Source organism: Amycolatopsis sp. lyj-84, from assembly GCF_046549075.1.
In the GTDB taxonomy this organism is placed as follows: Bacteria; Actinomycetota; Actinomycetes; order Mycobacteriales; family Pseudonocardiaceae; genus Amycolatopsis.
The window spans coordinates 152,333-170,672 of the sequence record NZ_JAJPWO010000013.1; the positions used below are offsets into that span (position 1 = coordinate 152,333).

Sequence of the window (18,340 nt, forward strand, 5' to 3'; positions counted from 1 at the left end):
AGGAGAGATGACCCGTGAATCATGAGATCGACCTCGACGAGGCCGGGCGCATCTTCGAGAACCTGGTCACCGGCCGCGCCCAGAAACGGGCTGACGACCTGCATCCCGGTGCCGAACTCGTCATCGACGGTGACCAGCGGGTCGCGCTGGCCAGGCATGTACGTCGGGATGTGGACGAGCCCGCTCTCTTCTGGATCCGGCCACTCATTGGGGCCTCCCAGGATCCGGAGACGCGGTTGCCCGTCTTCGATCCGGCTGTCATTCGACGTCGGGCGCTGCACGTCGCTTCAGCGCGGTGTGATGGCTCTCGGCTCCAGCTTCAACTCGCCGGCGGCTCGACTGTGACCGTCCAGCGGGCGCGGTCCGGCCGGCTCCAGATCCTGCAGGACTTCGATACGTGGGTGACCACGATCTCAGCCGAAGAACGTGAGGCACTTGAAGTGCTTGAGCACGATTGAGCCGGAGCGCATCAAGTCGACCTTCACCTCGGCTTGTCTAGAGTATGAGCGCGACTTCGGAACCCCAGCTGAGCGACGTCGAATGGGTCGTCGAACATCACGAGGCGCACGGGCAGTTGCTCGTTCGCGGTTCCTCTCTGGGCGAGATCCTCACGAAGGCGAGAGGAGCGCTCGCCGAGCACTTTCCGCCGGTCGGCCACACGGGTTTGCGCGTGCGGCCCGGTTGGTGGTGCGCGACAACCTGCGAGTGCCGTCGAGGGCTTGCGGTATCGAACCATCCAGGTTGGCACTACCGCCGAGCACGTTCGGACGAAGCCGGGTCTTGGTATGGCGCCGAGATCCGGCTAGTGCTCCTGACAGGACGTTCACACGGTCGGGCGACGTGACGGTCGATTCGGCTGGAGCCCATGTGACCATCGCCAGATGGACCACCACCTGAGGGCACCGGCACGTTGATGAGCATCGAATTGCGCATCGTCCTCGGGCTCACTCTCGGCGGCGTATTGGCCACGGTCTCGGCGCTGCTCTTCCGCGCCACTCTCAAGGCGCCGCCGAAGCGCTTCCACTACGTCGCGATCGTCGCCGCGGCAGCCGTGCTTGGTGCGGCTGCCGCGGTTTGGCCACCCAGCCTGATTGCCGCAGGCGCCCTTCTTCTGGTGCTTGGCGTGCCGGCCGCCGCTGTCGACGTGGTCGAACACCGGGTTCCGGACCGGCTCACCGGCCTCTTGGGGGCGGGAATGGCCATCACGCTGGTCACAGTAGCGCTGCTCGCGGATCTAGTGCCGTCGTTGACCATGGCGCTCGTCGGCGCCGTGGTGTGGGGCGGGGTGTTGTTCATGTCGTTCCTCCTCACCGGCGATCCAGGCCCCGGTGACGTCAAGCTGGCGCCGAGCTTGGGGATGCTGCTCGGCTGGCTGGGTTGGAAATGGCTCCTGGCCGGAATCGTCGGCTCCTACCTGCTGGCCGCCTTGCTCGCCGTACTCGGGCTGCTCACGAAACGCTGGGGCCTTCGTCGCAGCCGTATGCCGCTTGCGCCACCGATGCTGGCCGCCACGATGCTGAGCGCGACGATGGCCGCCCTCGGCAGCTGAACGAACGTCCGCGTGAATCGAACGCGAGCAAGAACACCATGTCCTGAGGGCTCGACACACCAGCGAAGGAGCCCGCAGATGTATGAACCTCCGTGGTACGACCAGGACCTCGAACAAGCCGAATCGAACGCCGCTCAGCGGTTCGACCTCGACGATGACGAAGCCCGTGGGCTGGTGGAGATGATCGTCGACGCGCTTGAAGAAGGTGGCGATGCCGTCGGTGACGCGGCTTGGGACGTGGAGAACGAGCACCCCGGTGTCCCGGGCGAAGACTTTGTCGAGGACGTCGCCACCGAGCTCGGTTACGACGACCTCCTCTGAACCGGCGACTCAGTACTCGGCGTCGTCTTGGTCTGGCTTCTGCAGCCATCGTTCCCGGCCGTCACGTGGCTGCCCGCCGATGAACGCCTCCCAGCAAACAACCTCGTGGGCCACGTCCGCGCTGAGAAGCCGCGGGTCCACAGTGGATGAAGTACGGTAGTACGCCAAAACGAGATTGGTGCTGTGCGTGATGGCCTCTGCCATCTGGAGGTGAAAACGAGCCCACTCCATGTAAGTCTGGTATGACCGCTCCAGCCCGTTCACCAGGCGACGGTGAAAGCGGTCCGGTTTTCTCGGGCTGTTCACGGTTTCCTCGTAGATCTCCTTGGCACGAGCGAAGAAGTTCTCCGCCGCGAGACAGTGATGGGCTGCCGACATGACATCTTCCGTCGGGTTCGGGCGCTTGATTGCGATCATGATTCCTGCCTCGCTCAGTCGTGTTCTGGTGGGGGAGTGTCGATCAGGTTGACCTTCTTGCCGATCCGAACCGGTGCGTCGGCTGGGCCGCGCCAATGGCCGGACACGACCTTCCAGCGGCGGAGTGAATGGCTGGGGCCGTATGCCTGCCTCCGAAGGAATGGCGCGACGGGGAAGCGGACACCGACGGTGCGTCCACTCGGTTCCGGGGCTCGCGCCGGTCGAGAGGGAGTCTTCCGGCTGACAGAGAGCACTCGGACCGGGTCCGTGGAGTGCCCGGCACGCTCGGACCGCTTCCGCAACGTCTTCGGGAGATGCTCGTCGGATACCTCCGTGAAGCCGTTTGGCTGGCAGAAGATCCAACCGGCGTGGACCACTCGCAGCCAGTCAATCGTCGTCTTAGCCGCGGCGACCTTGGTGGGATCGAGGGCTCGTCCGCCGGACTCCTCGGGGACAACGGCATGGGTGGCACCCCAGGGCATATAGATCTCGTTGTCCCAGGTCAGCTCGGCATTCTGCGCGTGCGCGAGCCGGGTTGATTCGGCAGTTGGGAAGCCTGCCTCGCGCAACTTGGCGATCACCACGGCGAAGTCGGTCGCGCTCCAGAAGGTCAGCCAGATTCCGCCGCCGGGATGGCTGATGAGGGTCGTTTCTCCCCAGGAAACAGCGACTATGTCGACGTTCTTGCCATCTTCTCTGGTGTATGTGGCCAGCGGTTCGGCGAAGAGCATGAAGCCGGTCAGCGCGGGCAAATCCTGAGGTTCGATGTCCCAGTGGTCGTGAAGATTCCGGGCCGCATGCTGGACGAGGGGTGTGATGTCGCTGGTGACGTAGAACAGCTGTGCCTGGTGAAGCCGCCGGTACTCGTCCGCCAACATCAACTCGGCACCGATGTCTGGATCGCCGATCGGGCGAAGCGTTCCTCGGCCTTCGCGCACCATCGCCGAGGTGAACAGGTGAGCGGCGAAGCTCGTGAGGTACTCGGCCAGGTGCTCACGTAGGGCCGGAAGCTCACGCGCCTCGGGCGGGCTCCAGGACCCGTCAGTGTGCTCGGCCATGGCGAGGGCCCCCGGCTCGTTTCTGAACTGCCCTCGATCTGGTGCTGATATGCCACATCAGGCCTCCCAATAAAACCTTGAACACTAAGTAATCAAGGTTCAGGGTAGGCAAACTTTGATTACTTAGTCAACAAGGTTCACTCGGGCTGGACATGCCGTGTTGCCATAGGTGCAAGTCGGACGTGCAGGTTCCTGTTAACTTCAGCCTGGTGAGCGGCGAAAACCACCGACTAGAAGACGGTCGTCCGGCCGGCGAAGGGTTGACCCTTCGGTACCTCGGGATGGTCGAGATCGGGGAGTGGTTCGGGGTCACGCACCGGACGGTCGCCCTGTGGCGGCGCCGCTACGCCGACGATCACCCTTTCCCGGAGCCGGACGTCATCATCGGTCGGACGCCTGGCTGGTCGCCTGCTCGCGAAGCCGAGATTTGGTCGTGGGAACGAGCGCGGCCAGGGCAGGGCGCCGGCGGCGGTCGTCCGAGGAAGATGGCCTAGGTGTAGCGCGCTGCCTGCCGTCCTGAAATCCGCGTAGTTCGCCATTGGTGATCTTGGCTTGGTTTCCCTTGAGTGCGGTGATCGGCAAGTCTCAATCGATATAGCGTCGAGACGCCTTTTGTGCATAAGGGCATTCGAGTTCCGTGGCTTGCTGCGCGGGATAGCAGGTCAGGCCAGGGCGGGTTGCTGCCTTTCTGCCCAGCCGAGCAGGCTGAATGGGGCGCCGTCGAGGTAGCCGCGGATGCCGGCGAGCGGGTAGGGGATGACGGCGTCGGGCAGGCCGTCGAATGGGAACCATTCGACGGCCGAACACTTGTCTGGCTCGCGGTTGTGCGGTTCACCGGACCAGCGGCGAGCCTCGAAGAACACGCCGAGCCGCGGCACGGGGCCGGAGCCGTCGACGTGCACCGTGTGCGCGTGCCGGAGATCGGCAGGGTCGATGAGCACGCCAACCTCTTCGGAGGCTTCGCGTGCCGCTCCGGCGGGCAGGGACTCGCCGGCGTCGAGCTTGCCGGAGGGTAGGTGCCACATGCCGTCGCCGTAGGTGCCGCGCCGCTGGATGAGCAGCAGTTCATCGCCGCGGACGAGCAAGACGTGCACGTCGATGATGGTGTGTTGGCCGTTGGGCATCCGGCGAAATCCTCACGGGTGGCGGTCCTGAACCTGCGAGCCCAGTGCTTTCGCGGGCTCGCAGGCAGGCTACGCCGTGGCCGCTTCCTCGGTGAGGCGGTCTACGAGGTCGGCGATTCGGTCCGTGAGGTAGGTCGCGATGTCGACCGGGGAGGCCTCGCCGGTGTCCACCGCGACGACGGGATGCTGCCACCGTGTCAGCCGTCGCGCTGCTTCTTCGTAGAGCTCGGTTTCCTGTCGGCCGCTGTCCTCGCCGCTGTGGAACCGGTCGTGTGCCCCACGGGCGGCGACTCGTTTTGCGGTCACGGTAGGTGGCGCCTGCAAGATGATGGAAAGGTCGGGCCGATCAGCCGCACCGTTGATCGCCTCGACGAACGGCAATGGGACTCCGTCCATGCATTGCAGCACGAAGGACGAGGCGACGTAGCGGTCGCACAGGACGATATGCCCGCTCTCGAGGTGCGGCCGCACTTCTGTCTTGAGGTGGTAATACCGGTCTGCGGCGACCAGGCACGCGAGCGTGTACCCGCGGTAGGTCTCGGTGTTGTGTCGAGCGGTCTCGCCGAGCGCACTGTGCGAGGGTTCAGCGGTGGCGTGGACCCGGTATCCGCGGTTGGCGAGGTATTCGTGCAGCAGGCGGGTTGTTGTGGTCTTGCCGACGCCGGCCGGGCCGTCGAGGGTGACGAACACCCCGCGGCGTTTGGTGGTCACGCGGCCGCCCTTCGGTCGTACTGCGCGCGGGAGAGCGTGACGAGGTTGCGGCGGATGTAGTCGATGGGTGCCTCGCTCAACTGGATGTTGACGGAGAAGTTGAACTCGTCGCGCTCGCGCATCGACTCGTCGACACCGTCCGAGGTGAGGTCGACGGCGCTGTAGTTGAGCAGTTGCTCGGCCGTGTACTTCCCGGACTTCATCAACTCGCCCCAGTCGGGCGTACCGGGGTACGGGCGGTACTCGAACGCCGAGGCCCGGAACCGGCCAGGCAAGGGGTCGGTGATGTCCCACAGGTCGTGCACGAGCCGCACGGTGTCGTCGATCTCGGCACGGGTCTCGGTCGGAAAGCCCAGGATGAAATAGCCCTTGACGTTGATCCCGCGCTCGGTGAGCCGGCGCACCACGGAGCGCGCCATGTCCGGGGTGATGCGCTTGTCGATCAGCTCGAGCATCCGCGGGTTGCCGGACTCGACGCCGAGCGCGACCTCGCGTAGGCCGTTCTCGGCGAGGGTGTCGAGCATGGCGTCGCTCGTGCGGTAGAGCACGTTGATGCGGCCGGTGGCGTCCCACTGCGCCCAGTCGCCGACGCGGTCCACGGTAAAGGCGTTCATCATCGTTTTGATGACACGCGGGACGCCGAGGAACAGGTCGTCGACGAACCGGAACGCGTTCACACCGGTACCGCGAAGTTCGTCCATCTCGTTGAGGATGTTGTGCGGCTCGCGGGTGCGGATGGTGATATCCGGGTTCGCCGATACCGCGGCGCCGCAGAATGAGCAGTCGTAGGGACAACCGCGGGCGCCGACCATGTTCGCCTCAAGGCGTCCGTTGTCGCGGTGCGGGTCTTGCGTGAGGTAGCCGCGGTCGACGAACGGCAACGCGTTGATGTCCGGCGCCAGGTAGTGCTTGTTCTTCCCGATTCCGCCTGTGACCGGTTCCCGCATGATCGGGTCGAGCCACATCACCCCTGGCAGCTCGATCCGCCGCTGGTGGTCGTCGAGCAGCGCGGCGACCCGGGTCTCGCCTTCGCCGATCACCAGCGCTTCGCACTGGCTCATCCGCTGGTCGAGCAGGATCTCGGCCGGCATGGCTTTCGCCTGGTGTCCGCCGAGCATGACCATGATGTCGCGGTCGAGCCGGTCGGCGATCCGCGCGCTGATCTCGTACGTCGGGGCTAGCAGGTTGAACCCGACCCACCGCGGCGCGGCCGCGTTCACCAGGCGGGCGGTCTGCTCGATGCCGAGCCCGTGCGCCTCGGCGTCGAGAACACCGACGTTGAACCCCTGCGCGGCCGCGTAGGTGGCGATGTAGGCCATACCGAGCACCGGCAACGTGAAGTCGTTCACCCGCGGGCGCTCGTCGTAGTCGCGCAACGGTGCGTTGACGAACAGGGCGTCGATGTCGCGTGTCAGGTCGGTACCGGCGATCAGGTCAGAGGGCAACTCCGGTTGCATGTCGAACTCCCCAAGCGAGGGTGAGCAGCGTCCACTCGGACAACTGCGCGCCGGCCATCGCTTGCCACAACCGCCCGAACTCAGGTTCGGGTTTCGGCCAGTCGACCGAAGGGGCGAGCTTGCCCGCCCAGGTGCGCACCGCGAGGTCGGCGAAGGGATAGAGGCTGTAGTCGTTGGTGACGTCGGCGACCGTGGCGCCGGCCGTCCACGGGCCGATCCTGCGAACGCTCTGCACCGCGGCGACGAGCTGCTCGCCCGTCATGCCCGCCCAGCCCTCGGCCGCCTTGAGGCTCGCCTCGGCAGCCGAGCGCAGGCCGTCGCGGAAGAACTTCATCCGCAGCACGTCGAACTCGGCGTCGGACAAGGCGAGGACGGTCTCGGGCGAGGGGAATAGCCACGCCGGACCGGCCGCGGTGTTGTACCGCTCGCCGTGGGCTTCGCAGAATCGGTGGTAGTTCTCGCGCGCGGTCGAGGCCTTGATCACCTGGCGGGTAACCGCAGTGCCGAGCGCTTCCCACACATCCGAAGTCCGCACGCGCGCGATCGGTCCGTCTGCCCGCAGCGGCTCGCACACCGTCGCGTCGCCCACCAGTGTTCGCGGGTCGATCGTGTCGACGACCGGGGCGACGTTCGTGTCGCCAGTGAGCCGGACGGCGTCGACCAGATGCCCGACGGCAGGCTCCGGCGTGCAGATCACCGACCACACCGAACCGGCCGACCGGAGCACGCGCCGAACGCGCCCATCATCGCCATGCAGCCATCCGTAGTGGTCAAACATCATGATCGGGTGCGACACGTTCAGCCCTTCTCGCGTTGGTTCCCGGCATTCTCGCGCGGGCGGTGAACGCCCGCCTCCGCGCCGAGTACTTGGCGCGGTCAACACGGATCACCGGTCGGTGGCCAACCAGCTGTCATAGGGCACTCCTCATGGATTGGTCAGCGTGAGGCGTTCGTGAACTACTTCAGCGACTCGGCGCTCGAACGCCGCCGCACTCGAAATGCGGCTACGCAAGCCTCGGCGACTTAGAGAAGGCCTAGCGAGTTGATCTTTTCTATGGATTCCTTCTCGCTCAGGGCGATCTCGCGAATCTCGTTCAGTTTTCGCAGATACGGCAACATTTCTTCGGTTTCTTCCAGCACCAGCATCGCGGTGGCGGTGTGGACTACGACGACAGAGTTGTTGTCGTAGTCCTCGAAGGAGCCGAAAGCTGTTTGAAGGTCCTCATCGAAGCTGTCGGACGGAATAACGTGCACGTTGCAGTGTGGGATGCTCGAGGTAATGAGCAACTGGAGAATTTGGTCCTCTAAGACGTCGTTCATGGCTGGATCGCAAAGCGCGAACTCGTCGATGTAGAAGATGGCATCAAAGCTCTTCTTGACGCCTTTGAGTACCTCCTGTCGGGCGAGGCGTGCCTGGACGGCTTCCTTGATCAGGGGGTCCTTGGGGTTCCGGTTGTGTCGCAGCATCACTTCCGCGTACCTCTCGCTCTGCAGCAGAGAGGGGATACGGCGTGGTTCGTAGAACGTCATCGTTTTGGCACTCGCGTGGAGAAAGTCCAGCGTCGGGAGCAGATCGGGAATGCCCTCAGGGTGACGCTGGAGGTCGTAGCCATTGGCCGGTGACTCGGCCAGCCTCCTGATGCGATCGAATTCTCCCGGCGCGGTCCTGGCTTGGGCCAGGTAGGCGACGATGTCCAACGTTGATCCTTCGCGCTGGCCACTTTCCAACCGGGAGACCTTCGGAGCTCCCCAGCCGAGGGAGCGACAGACGTCGGCGGCGCTGAGGTCGGAAAGTTTCCGCGCTTGCCGCAGCGCGACGCCGATCTCTCGGCTCTTGGCTGTGGACTCTTCGACGCGCTTGAGTTGCGGTGTTGGTTTAGGTGCCGATTTGAACACGGTGAATCACTTTCTCAGGTGGGGCTTGTTGTCGGCCGCGGAGGAGCTTGTGGCCAGAGTCGGTGGTGGAGGTCGAGAGGAATGAGAGCCGCGAGGGAGAGCCGACCGTCGAGGACTTTCCTTGCTGCTACGTCAAACCGTTCGCACGGCCACTGCTTGCCGAAGCAGATGGAGCAGAGAAGCGTCGCGTCGGGATCAGGTAGGTGTGCGGTCAGTTCGCATACCGAGAAAGCGACCTTGCCCAACGGGCTCTCACAGTCGACGATCAGGCAGTTCCACGGCCGGACCGACGACGACTCTTCCAAAGTCAAGTTCACCGCCTCGGTTCGACTGCGGTGCGGGAGCTAGGCGGTTGCCAGCCAATCCGTCCCGCGGCACGTCTGGGTTCGTGCGACATCGGAAGCGGGATTCCAGGTATGGCCGTGGCTGGGGCGGTAGGACGAGTACTTCGGTCGGCTCATCGTCCAGAACGTCGGGCTCGTTTGAAGGCCATCTTGGTTTCTCGTCCTCCCGCTGCCTTCTGACCCTGGCGACGATCGCTAGGGCCGCCCAGTACGGCTGACCGTGAAACAGACGGATTCGGCGACGCTTATTGAACCAGGTGATTCCTGCGGTGATCAGGACGGCGCTGAGCGCGGCAGCGCTAACCATCCAGAACGTCGACATGGTGGCCTCCAGGACGGCATTCGCTCAGAAGCTTTCACGCGGGCGGTAGGCCAGCCGGACGGACACACAAGGCCAGGTCTGGCCGCTTGCACGAGAGCCGGCTGTGGAGTGCGTCGGTGTCGGGAAGCGGTACGTGTACTGCGATATACCACGTCAGCAAGTCGTACAGCTGAACTGGTTCCGGGTGCTGTGCGCGGTTACCTCCGCCTGCTCGTGTCGAGGCACTTCGGGTCAGGCGAGCACGAACAGCCAAGTCTGGTTTGGTCGACCAGAACGTCATAAGGTGCTTCGTGTCTGGGCGCATCGAGTTCTTGCAGACGGTTGTCGTCATTGCCGACCTCCGGCGCGGTTGAGTTTTTTGTGGACTGTCACCACTTTGGCTCGACCGCTATAGTTACGGAACGGGGTAATGACGCTACGCGTGGTATTTACCCCTATTTACCCCCTGACGGAGCCGGAGAAAGACATGGCCGACGAGAGCTTCACCGCTGGGACGGCGCACTCTCGACTCGCGGGAGAGATCAGGCGGCTCAGGAACGCGGCCGACTTGAGTCAGTCGGGTTTAGGCGAGCGAGTCGGTTACACCCGGAACTACGTTTCCATGGCCGAGCGTGTGGGTGGAAACCTGCCTTCGCAGAACCTTGTCGAGGCACTCGATCAGGCCCTTGGTGCCACTGGCCAGCTGTGCGCGCTCTGGCGCGAAGCCAAGAAAGAACGGCAGGCTCGTCGTCGCCAGGGGCGCGTTGCGGCCCTGGCCAGGTCGTCGTCTCCGCTGTCGAGCGAAGGGGTTGAAGATGCAGAGCTCAGCCGGCAGGCGGTTGCCGATGACGCGCGCAACGCTGCTCGGATCGCTCGCATGATCGCGTCTTCCGGGACGACGAACGAGGCCGTCGACCAGTTCGACTCCGAGATCCGCAGGATCGCCGCAGCCTATATCTCCCGGCCTCTTGTCGATGTCTTCGGCGAGATCCGGGAACTGCGTCAAGAGGTCTTCCGGCTGCTCGACAACAACCGGATCCCGAACCAGCTTCGCGACCTCTACCTGCACGCGAGCAGGCTCGGCGGGTTGCAGGCGCACGTGTCGCTCGATCTTGGCGACTACCGCGCTGCCGACATCCACGCTCAGACCGCGTGGCTTTACGCCAAACTGGCCGGACATCAGGACATGCTCGGCTGGATCAAGGCGTTGCAAAGCTTGATCGCCTACTGGGATGATCGGCTTGAGGACGCTGTCGAACGAGCGCGGGAAGGTGCCCTGTTCCATCCGCGAGGAACGACTGGGGCTCGTCTTGCGAGCCTCGAAGCGCGGGCATGCGCAGCGCGCGGCGACGAACAAGGAACGGTGGCCGCGCTCGACGTCGCGGAGAGCGCTCGTGCTGACTCGACGATGGACGAGTACTCCGGTGTCTTTACCTTTCCCGCCGCGAAGCAGTCGGTGTATGCCGGAACTACGTTGCTGACTTTGAAAAGCAGCCCGGCCTTGGCGAAGCAGGCTATCGGGAAGTCGCAGTTCGCGCTTGACGTCTACCAAGTGGCGGCGCCTGCGGATCGTTCCGCGGGCGATATCTTCGCTGCCCGTCTTGATCTGGCTGGAGCGCACATGGTCCTGGATGATCTTGATGCCACGCAGTCGTATCTCCTACCTGTTCTTGCCGCGCCTCAGGTACGGCGAACGGCCAGCATCGTCAAGCGAGCCCGAGACATCGGTGACCGGTTGAGCTCCACGAAGTACCTCACGACGGCCCGCGCGAAGGGCCTGCGCAGCGAGATCCGGGAGTTCTGCGCGCCGCCGCCGGCGCTCCCACCCGGAGCGGGGATAGTGGCGAAGTGACGTCACAGCCCGAGGAAGTGGACACGACGAGCCGCACCAAGCTCGCCGGAAGCGCATATAAGGACGAGGCAGACCTGGCTGCACGGCAGTCGCTGTACGCCTGGCAGCAACCGAGCTACGACCTGCCTGGCATTGTGCTCGAGCACCTGCCGGCTTCGACAACGAGCGTGCTCGACCTGGGCTGCGGAAACGGGAAATTCCTTCACCGAATCCGGCTTGAGCGCACGCACGCGCTCACCATCGGAGCCGACATCTCGCCCGGAATCCTGACGCCCTTGCCGCCGCCGACCGTGGCGGTGGACGCAGCAGCCTTGCCGTTCGCGTCCGGACGATTCGACGTCGTCCTGGCGCTGCACATGCTGTACCACGTCGCCGAGCTGCCTGCGGCGCTCGACGAGATCCGCCGAGTCCTGGTTCCCGGTGGTCTCGTGTTCGTCTCGACGAACGCGCGCACCGACAAAGCCGAACTGGACGACCTCTGGTCAGCGGCCGCCGCCGACGTGCTCGGCGTAACCAAGGGGCCAAGGCGGGTTGCGCTGAGCGAACGGTTCGCGCTCGAAGATGCGCCTCGGCTTCTTGAGCCGTACTTCGAACAGATCACCACGGTCGATCTGCCCGGAGTGATCACCGTTCGCGAGCCGGGACCTGTGCTCGCGCACCTTCGTTCGTATCGGGCCTGGGCCGACGAGGGCGGCGTCCCGTTCGACGCGACGATCGATCGAGCACACGAGCTACTCGTCCGGCACCTCGACCGGCGCGGAGAGTTCACGATCTCCTGCCGGGGCGGCATCATCGTGGCTCGAAAGTCGCTCTGAGCAGGCAATTCATAAGTTGATCACCTGGAGTAGTCACGTACTACAAACGGGCGAAAAGTCGCTGATGGTGGTCATCTTGCGACGCTCCGGGCATACCGTGAGATCCGGGAGAGGGACGAACGACCCGGCATGGTCAGTCCGGCGGGAGCGTGACTGCGCGACCGCCATGCTGAGTTGTCGCCTGGTAGTTGCGTAGGGGGAACGGATATGGCGGAGCGCCGCCGTGCCGGCTTTGCCGTGCCATTGCGGAATCGGGAGTTTCGGGCGCTGTGGGTCGCCGAGTTGCTTTCCATCGGCGGGGATCAGATTGCTCGTGTCGCACTCTCACTACTCGTGTTCAAGGAGACGTCCTCCGCGGCGCTGACCGCGTTGACGTACGCCTTGACCTTCATACCGTCGGTGCTCGGTGGCTTTCTGCTGTCCGGTCTCGCGGATCGGTATCCGCGCCGCGCGATCTTGGTCATCACCGACGTCGCCCGCGCGGTTCTGGCCGCGGGGATGGCACTGCCAGGGCTACCGCTGCCCGCGCTGTGGGCGTGTACGGCATTCCTCAGCGCGGCGGCAGGTCCGTTCAAAGCGGCCCAGTCGGCGCTGCTGCCGCAGGTTCTCGGCCGCGAAGCCTTCCCCGCAGGCCTCGCTCTCCGGCAGTTCACCGGGCAGATCGCCCAGGTCGTCGCCTTCGGATCCGGTGGGCTGGTGCTGACGTTGATCGAGCCACATCTCGGGATGCTGGTGAACGCAGGCACCTTCCTCCTGAGCGCCGTCGTCCTCCTGAAGGGTGTGGCATCGAGGCCGGTCAGCCAAGACGTGCCCGAACAGGAGGGTTCGGGCAGGGTGTTCGCCACCAGGACCGCGGGCGGTACGTGGTTCCTGCTCTACGGCCTGGTCCTGCTGGTCGGCGTCTACGTCGTGCCCGAGGGCCTGGCGGTGCCGTACGGACGTGCACTCGGAGTCTCGGCGTTCGGCATCGGACTGCTGCTCGCAGCTGATCCGCTGGGAAGCGCGATCGGAGCATGGCTCACGACGCGCGTTCAGCTCCCGGCGACGCCCCTCGTGGCGTCGCTGTTCGCGATCTTGGCCGGCGTGCCGCTCATCGTCTGTGCCTTCGAACCGGGCGTCGTCGTCTCGATCATGTTGTGGGCCGCGACCGGCGCTGTCTCGACGGCCTTGCTCATCCAGGTGCAGACCATCGTTGTCGACCTCGTGCCGGATGCCCGGCGCGGAGGAGTGATGGGCCGGATGTCGACGTGCCTGCACTGCTCGCAAGGCATCGCGATCCTGGGCGGCGGACTCGCCACCCAGCAGTTCGGGCCGTTCAAGGCGGTCGCTGCAGCTGGTGCCGGCGCGGTCGGTGTGGCGGCGGCGATCGGTGTGCTGTGGACACTTACTCGCTCCCGGCAGCGGGCCGGGAGCGAGCGTGGTTCAGCGAATGAGGACGCGCGAGATCACCAGTCCTTGTTGGTCATCGATGAACCCTCCTCCCAGCGAACGGACTGCCTGGACGGCCCACCCGCTGAGAACAGCCCGACGACGGCGTCCGCCGGAGGGCCGCCTGGGGACGCAAGCGACTCAAGTATGCAGGTCAGAGCCTCAGTTGTGCCCGGAGATGCCTCTGGTGATACGGAACGTATTTGGAATGTCACACGGTGGAAGCTCTGGTCCTTGCCTTGGCAAGTGATCGTGTTCGTTCTGGCCGTCGAGGGCGCTGCGATCGTGCTCACGCTTCTTCTCGATGGATTCACGCCGGTGAGCCGGTCCGATCTCGTCCGCTTCGGCATCCTTGTCGTGCTTGGCCTGGCCGCGGCTGAAGTGACCCGAGCTGTCGAGCAGATGCGGCGCAGGTTCTCCGATACTCCGCACGTCAACATGAGCTCGGTGTGGACCCTCGCGGCCGCCTTGCTCGTGACGCCGACCTTGGCGGCGGCGACGGCGGTCATCCTCTATGGGCACATGTGGTGGCGCAGCTGGCGTCGCGTGTCCGGCATGTGCCTGTACAGGGTGATGTTCAGCGCGGGCTCGGTTGTCGTTTCCTGTTGTTTGGCCATCGCAGTGGCTCGCTGGCTTCCTGCGGTCCAGACGCTCGAGAACGTCGACGACGGCACACTGGTGGGGCTGGCGCTGGTGCTCGTCTGCTACTGGCTGGTGAACTCGGCCTTGGTCGCCGCGGTGATCGCGCTGTCACCTGGTAGGCGTTCGTTCGGGACGTTGGTCGGCAGCTGGAGCGAGAACAGCCTCGAGTTCGCCACCTTGTGCGTAGGCGTTCTGGTCGCCCTGCTGATGCTCTGGCATCCGCTCGCGTTGGCCTTCGTCATGTTGCCGCTGTATGTGCTGGCGCGCAGCGTTCTGGTCCGCCAGCTCGAAGCCGCGGCGACGACCGACAGGAAGACCGGCCTGCTCAACGCGGAAACATGGAAGACCCTTGCCGAGAACGAGGTAGCCAAAGCTCAGCGCCACCATGCTCCGATCGGCGTGCTGATGATCGATGTCGACAAGTTCAAGTCGGTGAACGACACGTATGGACACCTCGTCGGGGACAAGGTGCTTCGCGAGATCGCGCAGGTGATCGTCGGCAACGTTCGGTCGTACGACATCTCCGCGCGGTTCGGTGGAGAGGAGTTCGTGGTCCTCCTGCCGAATGCCGACACGGCCGCTTCGGTCGATGTTGCCGACCGCGTCTGTGAGGCGGTCCGAAGGATGGAACTCAATGGTGAATTGGGTGGTTTGCGCCTTAGCGTCTCAATTGGCGTCGCAGCCTATCCAGCGGCAGGCGACAGCATCACCGATGTGCTCGTAGCCGCGGACAACGTCTTGTTCGCGGCAAAGGACGCGGGCCGGGACCGGGTCCGTTCGCTGATTCCGCCCGCCCGCCGCACGGCTTCCACCAGGGCGGACTAAGCGCCTCGCCGGTCTACCTCGTCAGTTTGGCGGTCCGCTTGGTAAACCTGAGCCCATTCGGCCAGTGGCCGGACGGCGCAGAGCAGCGAGCGGCCAGTCGGAGTGAGGACGTAAGAGACCGTCGCGAAGTTGCCAGATTCCGCGTGCCGCTCAATGAGCCCGTCTTCGCGCGCACGTTGCAGGGTGTCGGTCAGCACGCGGCCGGACAGCTGGCGATCTCGGTCCGTGCGCTTCTCGACATCGTTGATCGCGGTCAGCAATTCCTTGAATGGCGTTTCGCCCCGCGCGAGCGCGGCCAAGACGGCAACGGTCCACCTGCCTCTCAAGAGATCCAAGGCGGTCTGAACGCTGTGTCGATACGGAATTTCCCACCCCTCCATACCGACCAGCTAACACGATTCGCTACTGCTTGTGCGCGAGCAATTCTACTCATTCCTACACCCGGACGAGTGACAAAACCCCCGCTGAGCCAAGGCTCACCTGGCGTTGACCTTGCACTCACCGGGGCGGCGAGCGGTATTCCTGATTTGCCAGGAACGGACTGCCTGGCGACGCAGGAGAAGAACCGGAGGCCGGCTGAGCAACCTCCCCTCGCCCGAGTAGCCAGCAAGCAACTCGGGAAGCCTCAGCCGGCCTCCGTCTCCGGACAGATCTACGGAGGGAGGCCGGATGTCAGGCGAATACGTTCTCGATTGCGGTGATCGAGTGAAGATCCCCGCGGACGGCGACGACGAGGAACCGCTGAGCCGGTACGTCTGGTGCGACGAGTGCCGGACATGGCGGGGCGTCATCGAACAAGTGGATCCCGCAGATCTGGATGCCGAGGTCGGGGGATGACGGTCACCGACTTCACCGAACGCTTGAGGAAGGCGCGCCAACGCGTGCCCGATCCGGAGCCTTCGCGGAAGAATTCGACGCGCTGGCTGAACCTTGCGACGGTGGTCGTCGCGATGGTGTTGGCGCTGGTAATCGTTCATCTCGTCGTGGTGCTCAGGGACAGAACGGCGCCGGCGCTCGTACTGGCCAGGGACGTCGGCGCGGCGCAGCCGATCACCGAGCAGGACCTGGTCACCGTCGACCTGATCCCCGACCATGGTGTCCGCTTCGTCCACGCGTCCGACCGGGCCGCCATCCTCGGTCGTACCCCTGCCATAGGCCTTCAGAAAGGGACACTCCTCGCTGCGGCCGACCTCCTGCCGGAGGGTGTGCCAGGAGCGGGATTCCGGGTGGTCGGCCTGCGAGTCGAAGCCGGCCATCGCCCTAGCCAGCCCCTTTGGCCGCGTGCGCAGGTCTGCGTGTCCCCCTTGCCAGAAGCACCATCCTGCGACTCGTTCTCGTCGGTCGAGGACGCGTTCCTTGCCGGAGTCGCCGGAGTCGGAACACCTGATGCCGCCGGAACGGTCGTGGTCGACGTGATCATCGATACCGAACACGTTCGGTCCGCGCTGGCGGCGGCGAGCGGTTCCGTGATCATCAGCCTGATCGGAGCATGAGATGAAGTCCAAGTTCTTGATCACTTTGCTCGCTGTGGGCACCGTGGCCGCGTGCAGCGGGGAAAGGGTAGCGCCGCCACCCTCGTCTGCTGCACCGTCGACGCCCTCATCAGTAAGCCGAGTTCCGACAGCGGAAGACCTGGCGAAGCAGAAAGCGCTCGAAGCCTACGAGGGCTACTGGCGAGTCAGCACCGCTGCTGAGAAGGCGCCACGCTCCAAGGACTGGCGCTCGGACTTGGGCGAATACCTCGTCGACCCGGAGCTGACGCGCCACCTCGCGGAGATTCAGAACCTCGCCTCGGTGCCATCGCATATGGAAGGCGAGTACCGGCGTGCCCCGGCTGTGACCGCGGTGTCGTTGCACGAGCAGGACCCTCGGATCAAGATCACCGACTGCCTGGACCGAACCCATCTTCACCTGGTCAGCGACAAGCCGGGGGATCAAGGGCAAGTTCTTGACAATCCGGACCAGCCACGGCGGTACGAGTTCCGCGCCGAGGTCGTTCGGTACGCGAGCCTGAGCGACCGGTGGCTGGTCCAGGTCGTCGAAGTGGCTTTGGACAAGCCATGCTGACGAAGACGGTCGGCTCGGCTTTGCTGGTGGTCGCGATGGCCAACCCGCCGATGGCTTTGCCTGAGCCCGGTCCAGGTGGCTGTCAGTCCTCGGGGGTACGTGGGACCTGCTGGGTCGGTGCGACGGATCCTGGTAGGCCGGGCCGAGACGCCACCTCGCCGAGGCCAGGGCCGGACAACGCCGGAAAGCGTGCCGGACCTGCTCCGCAGTGCGTTCCAATGGAGGTCCCGCAACCGGCGAGCGGTGACCCGATGTGGGCCGGCAAGGACGCCTCCAAGGGCCGCTTGGTCGTGATGATCTGCGGTGTTGGCGGCCCTGGCGGCGGATACCCCGGCGAGGCCCGCGTGGTCTACGTGCCCAACGGAGCAGCCGCCCCCGCCGTGCCGCAGGTTTCGCCTGCCGAGCTCGCCCGGCAGGCGATCGACCAGATGGGGCTGTCCGCGCCCGACATCAGGCTCGCGCCATCTGCGGACTCGCCGCACGGTGCCACGATCGGATTCCCGGTGTGGATGTGGAGCACGCGGAGCGAGGCCACGACAGGACCCGTGACACGGACAGCCAGCGCCGGCGTTATCAGCGTGACGGCGACCGCCAGGCTCGCCCGCATCACCTGGTCGATGGGCGACGGCGCAACGAAGGCTTGCGCTGGACCCGGCACGCCGTTCACCGAAGACCGGGCAGGCTCAGCGTCACCTGATTGCGGGCACGTCTACCTGTCGAAGGCCTCGTCCGGCGCCTTTTCCATCGCCGCGACCGGCCATTGGGAAATTACCTGGTCCGGCGGCGGGATGTCCGCTTCCGAGGCGATGGATCTGACCTCGAACGCGCTGCTGCCTGTTCGCGAGATCCGCACGCTGAACTCCCGGGGTGGGCAGCCGTGAGCACCGTACAAGGGGATCCGGTACACCTCAAGAAGCCGCCGCTCGCGCCGGAGGTCCGGCCGTTTCGGCGGCGACCTTCGAAGCTGCTGATCCTCGCGGGCCTCGTGCTGGCGGCGCTGTGCGCCACCGGGACCGTGTTCATCTACCGGAACGTCGACACGACAGTCGCCGCGGTCGGTGTCACCGCGCCTGTCCGATATGGACAGATTCTGCTCGACAGCTCCATGCTTGAGGTACAGGTCCGTCCCGACCCCGGCCTCAGGCCGGTGTTGTGGAGGGACAGGGCACAGTTCGTCGGACGGAAAGCCACCACGAATCTCTGGCCGGGCACTGTGCTGACAGCGCAAGCGGTCGAAGGAGAACTTCCGCCTCGGCAGGGCGAGCAACTGCTGGGTATCGCCGTCAAACCGGCTCAGCTCCCAGCGACCCCGCTGGAGCCGTTGAAGCCTGTCCTGCTCGTGCCATCGGGTCAGGGCGGTACGGCGGTCGACACCTGGGAGCCAGTGCGGGGGACGGTTGCCCGTGTAGGGGAGCGGGATCAGACCGGCCTCCGCGTCGTCGACGTCGTTGTGGCCGAGGAGCTAGGACCGAAGCTCGCGACCAAAGGGTCCGTGGGCACGGTCGCGATCGTTCTGCTTCCGGGGAGTTGAGC

19 protein-coding genes are annotated in these 18,340 nt (G+C 65.1%); 11 read left to right on the forward strand and 8 right to left on the reverse strand.

All coding sequences use genetic code 11. The features are described 5' to 3' along the window. Positions 1-14: 14 nt before the first annotated feature. From ACLJRM_RS33120 to ACLJRM_RS33130, 3 genes are all read left to right on the forward strand, one after another. Positions 15-458 (forward strand): hypothetical protein, encoded by a 444-nt coding sequence (locus tag ACLJRM_RS33120; RefSeq protein WP_410665289.1) that lies wholly within the window; start codon positions 15-17, stop codon positions 456-458. Positions 459-913: 455 nt separating this feature from the next. After that, positions 914-1,549: a prepilin peptidase gene (locus ACLJRM_RS33125; RefSeq protein ID WP_410599803.1), complete on the forward strand. Its 636-nt coding sequence runs from the start codon at positions 914-916 to the stop codon at positions 1,547-1,549. Positions 1,550-1,627: 78 nt separating this feature from the next. After that, the gene (locus ACLJRM_RS33130) at positions 1,628-1,870 is read left to right on the forward strand and encodes a hypothetical protein (RefSeq protein WP_410665290.1); all 243 of its coding nucleotides are present in this window, start codon (positions 1,628-1,630) and stop codon (positions 1,868-1,870) included. A 9-nt stretch (positions 1,871-1,879) separates the two neighbouring features. Here the strand turns inward: ACLJRM_RS33130 and ACLJRM_RS33135 are convergent, their stop codons facing one another. The 7 genes from ACLJRM_RS33135 to ACLJRM_RS33165 all read right to left on the reverse strand — a co-directional run bounded on the left by ACLJRM_RS33135 (position 1,880) and on the right by ACLJRM_RS33165 (position 8,533). After that, a complete protein-coding gene (locus ACLJRM_RS33135; RefSeq protein WP_410665291.1) occupies positions 1,880-2,287 on the reverse strand; it encodes a hypothetical protein in 408 nt (135 codons plus the stop codon). Between the two features lie 14 nt (positions 2,288-2,301). Continuing rightward, on the reverse strand, positions 2,302-3,345 hold the full coding sequence (locus ACLJRM_RS33140; protein WP_410599801.1) for a hypothetical protein: 1,044 nt from the start codon (positions 3,343-3,345) through the stop codon (positions 2,302-2,304). A gap of 662 nt (positions 3,346-4,007) precedes the next feature. Further along, on the reverse strand, positions 4,008-4,469 hold the full coding sequence (locus ACLJRM_RS33145; RefSeq protein WP_410599800.1) for an NUDIX hydrolase: 462 nt from the start codon (positions 4,467-4,469) through the stop codon (positions 4,008-4,010). A 69-nt stretch (positions 4,470-4,538) separates the two neighbouring features. After that, complete coding sequence (gene tmk / locus ACLJRM_RS33150) at positions 4,539-5,180, reverse strand: dTMP kinase (RefSeq protein WP_410665292.1); 642 nt, start codon at positions 5,178-5,180, stop codon at positions 4,539-4,541. Beyond that, complete coding sequence (locus ACLJRM_RS33155) at positions 5,177-6,637, reverse strand: B12-binding domain-containing radical SAM protein (RefSeq protein WP_410665293.1); 1,461 nt, start codon at positions 6,635-6,637, stop codon at positions 5,177-5,179. Before ACLJRM_RS33155 ends, tmk begins: the two co-directional genes overlap by 4 nt. Further along, positions 6,615-7,364: a hypothetical protein gene (locus ACLJRM_RS33160; protein ID WP_410665294.1), complete on the reverse strand. Its 750-nt coding sequence runs from the start codon at positions 7,362-7,364 to the stop codon at positions 6,615-6,617. The genes ACLJRM_RS33155 and ACLJRM_RS33160 overlap by 23 nt, the downstream gene beginning before the upstream one ends. A 296-nt stretch (positions 7,365-7,660) precedes the next feature. Further along, positions 7,661-8,533: a Scr1 family TA system antitoxin-like transcriptional regulator gene (locus ACLJRM_RS33165; protein ID WP_410665295.1), complete on the reverse strand. Its 873-nt coding sequence runs from the start codon at positions 8,531-8,533 to the stop codon at positions 7,661-7,663. Positions 8,534-9,665: 1,132 nt separating this feature from the next. Here ACLJRM_RS33165 and ACLJRM_RS33170 point away from each other — a divergent pair. From ACLJRM_RS33170 to ACLJRM_RS33180, 3 genes are all read left to right on the forward strand, one after another. Beyond that, complete coding sequence (locus tag ACLJRM_RS33170) at positions 9,666-11,030, forward strand: helix-turn-helix domain-containing protein (RefSeq protein WP_410665296.1); 1,365 nt, start codon at positions 9,666-9,668, stop codon at positions 11,028-11,030. Next, entirely contained in the window at positions 11,027-11,845 is an 819-nt protein-coding gene (locus tag ACLJRM_RS33175) for a class I SAM-dependent methyltransferase (RefSeq protein ID WP_410665297.1), read from the forward strand. Before ACLJRM_RS33170 ends, ACLJRM_RS33175 begins: the two co-directional genes overlap by 4 nt. Before the next feature lie 207 nt (positions 11,846-12,052). Beyond that, complete coding sequence (locus tag ACLJRM_RS33180) at positions 12,053-14,740, forward strand: MFS transporter (RefSeq protein ID WP_410665298.1); 2,688 nt, start codon at positions 12,053-12,055, stop codon at positions 14,738-14,740. Here the strand turns inward: ACLJRM_RS33180 and ACLJRM_RS33185 are convergent. After that, complete coding sequence (locus ACLJRM_RS33185; protein WP_410599792.1) at positions 14,737-15,120, reverse strand: winged helix-turn-helix transcriptional regulator; 384 nt, start codon at positions 15,118-15,120, stop codon at positions 14,737-14,739. The genes ACLJRM_RS33180 and ACLJRM_RS33185 overlap by 4 nt on opposite strands. Positions 15,121-15,409: 289 nt before the next feature. Here ACLJRM_RS33185 and ACLJRM_RS33190 point away from each other — a divergent pair, with 289 nt between their 5' ends. The 5 genes from ACLJRM_RS33190 to ACLJRM_RS33210 all read left to right on the forward strand — a co-directional run bounded on the left by ACLJRM_RS33190 (position 15,410) and on the right by ACLJRM_RS33210 (position 18,338). After that, the gene (locus ACLJRM_RS33190; RefSeq protein ID WP_410665299.1) at positions 15,410-15,577 is read left to right on the forward strand and encodes a hypothetical protein; all 168 of its coding nucleotides are present in this window, start codon (positions 15,410-15,412) and stop codon (positions 15,575-15,577) included. Continuing rightward, positions 15,574-16,233 (forward strand): SAF domain-containing protein, encoded by a 660-nt coding sequence (locus tag ACLJRM_RS33195; RefSeq protein WP_410665300.1) that lies wholly within the window; start codon positions 15,574-15,576, stop codon positions 16,231-16,233. Before ACLJRM_RS33190 ends, ACLJRM_RS33195 begins: the two co-directional genes overlap by 4 nt. Position 16,234: 1 nt before the next feature. Then, positions 16,235-16,807, forward strand: a complete 573-nt coding sequence (locus tag ACLJRM_RS33200; RefSeq protein ID WP_410665301.1) for a hypothetical protein — start codon at positions 16,235-16,237, stop codon at positions 16,805-16,807. 251 nt (positions 16,808-17,058) lie between these two features. Then, positions 17,059-17,688, forward strand: coding sequence for a hypothetical protein (locus ACLJRM_RS33205; protein ID WP_410665302.1), 630 nt, complete (start codon positions 17,059-17,061; stop codon positions 17,686-17,688). Then, positions 17,685-18,338, forward strand: coding sequence for a flagellar biosynthesis protein FlgA (locus ACLJRM_RS33210; RefSeq protein ID WP_410665303.1), 654 nt, complete (start codon positions 17,685-17,687; stop codon positions 18,336-18,338). The genes ACLJRM_RS33205 and ACLJRM_RS33210 overlap by 4 nt, the downstream gene beginning before the upstream one ends. Positions 18,339-18,340: the final 2 nt, after the last annotated feature.

Bases quoted from the DNA above. Each gene is read 5' to 3' on its own strand.
- ACLJRM_RS33125 (WP_410599803.1), top strand. From the start codon at position 914: ATGAGCATCGAATTGCGCATCGTCCTCGGGCTCACTCTCGGCGGCGTA.
- ACLJRM_RS33130 (WP_410665290.1), top strand. From the start codon at position 1,628: ATGTATGAACCTCCGTGGTACGACCAGGACCTCGAACAAGCCGAATCG.
- ACLJRM_RS33135 (WP_410665291.1), bottom strand. From the start codon at position 2,287: ATGATCGCAATCAAGCGCCCGAACCCGACGGAAGATGTCATGTCGGCA.
- ACLJRM_RS33140 (WP_410599801.1), bottom strand. From the start codon at position 3,345: ATGGCCGAGCACACTGACGGGTCCTGGAGCCCGCCCGAGGCGCGTGAG.
- ACLJRM_RS33145 (WP_410599800.1), bottom strand. From the start codon at position 4,469: ATGCCCAACGGCCAACACACCATCATCGACGTGCACGTCTTGCTCGTC.
- ACLJRM_RS33155 (WP_410665293.1), bottom strand. From the start codon at position 6,637: ATGCAACCGGAGTTGCCCTCTGACCTGATCGCCGGTACCGACCTGACA.
- ACLJRM_RS33170 (WP_410665296.1), top strand. From the start codon at position 9,666: ATGGCCGACGAGAGCTTCACCGCTGGGACGGCGCACTCTCGACTCGCG.
- ACLJRM_RS33180 (WP_410665298.1), top strand. From the start codon at position 12,053: ATGGCGGAGCGCCGCCGTGCCGGCTTTGCCGTGCCATTGCGGAATCGG.
- ACLJRM_RS33185 (WP_410599792.1), bottom strand. From the start codon at position 15,120: ATGGAGGGGTGGGAAATTCCGTATCGACACAGCGTTCAGACCGCCTTG.
- ACLJRM_RS33190 (WP_410665299.1), top strand. From the start codon at position 15,410: ATGTCAGGCGAATACGTTCTCGATTGCGGTGATCGAGTGAAGATCCCC.
- ACLJRM_RS33195 (WP_410665300.1), top strand. From the start codon at position 15,574: ATGACGGTCACCGACTTCACCGAACGCTTGAGGAAGGCGCGCCAACGC.
- ACLJRM_RS33200 (WP_410665301.1), top strand. From the start codon at position 16,235: ATGAAGTCCAAGTTCTTGATCACTTTGCTCGCTGTGGGCACCGTGGCC.
- ACLJRM_RS33205 (WP_410665302.1), top strand. From the start codon at position 17,059: ATGTGGGCCGGCAAGGACGCCTCCAAGGGCCGCTTGGTCGTGATGATC.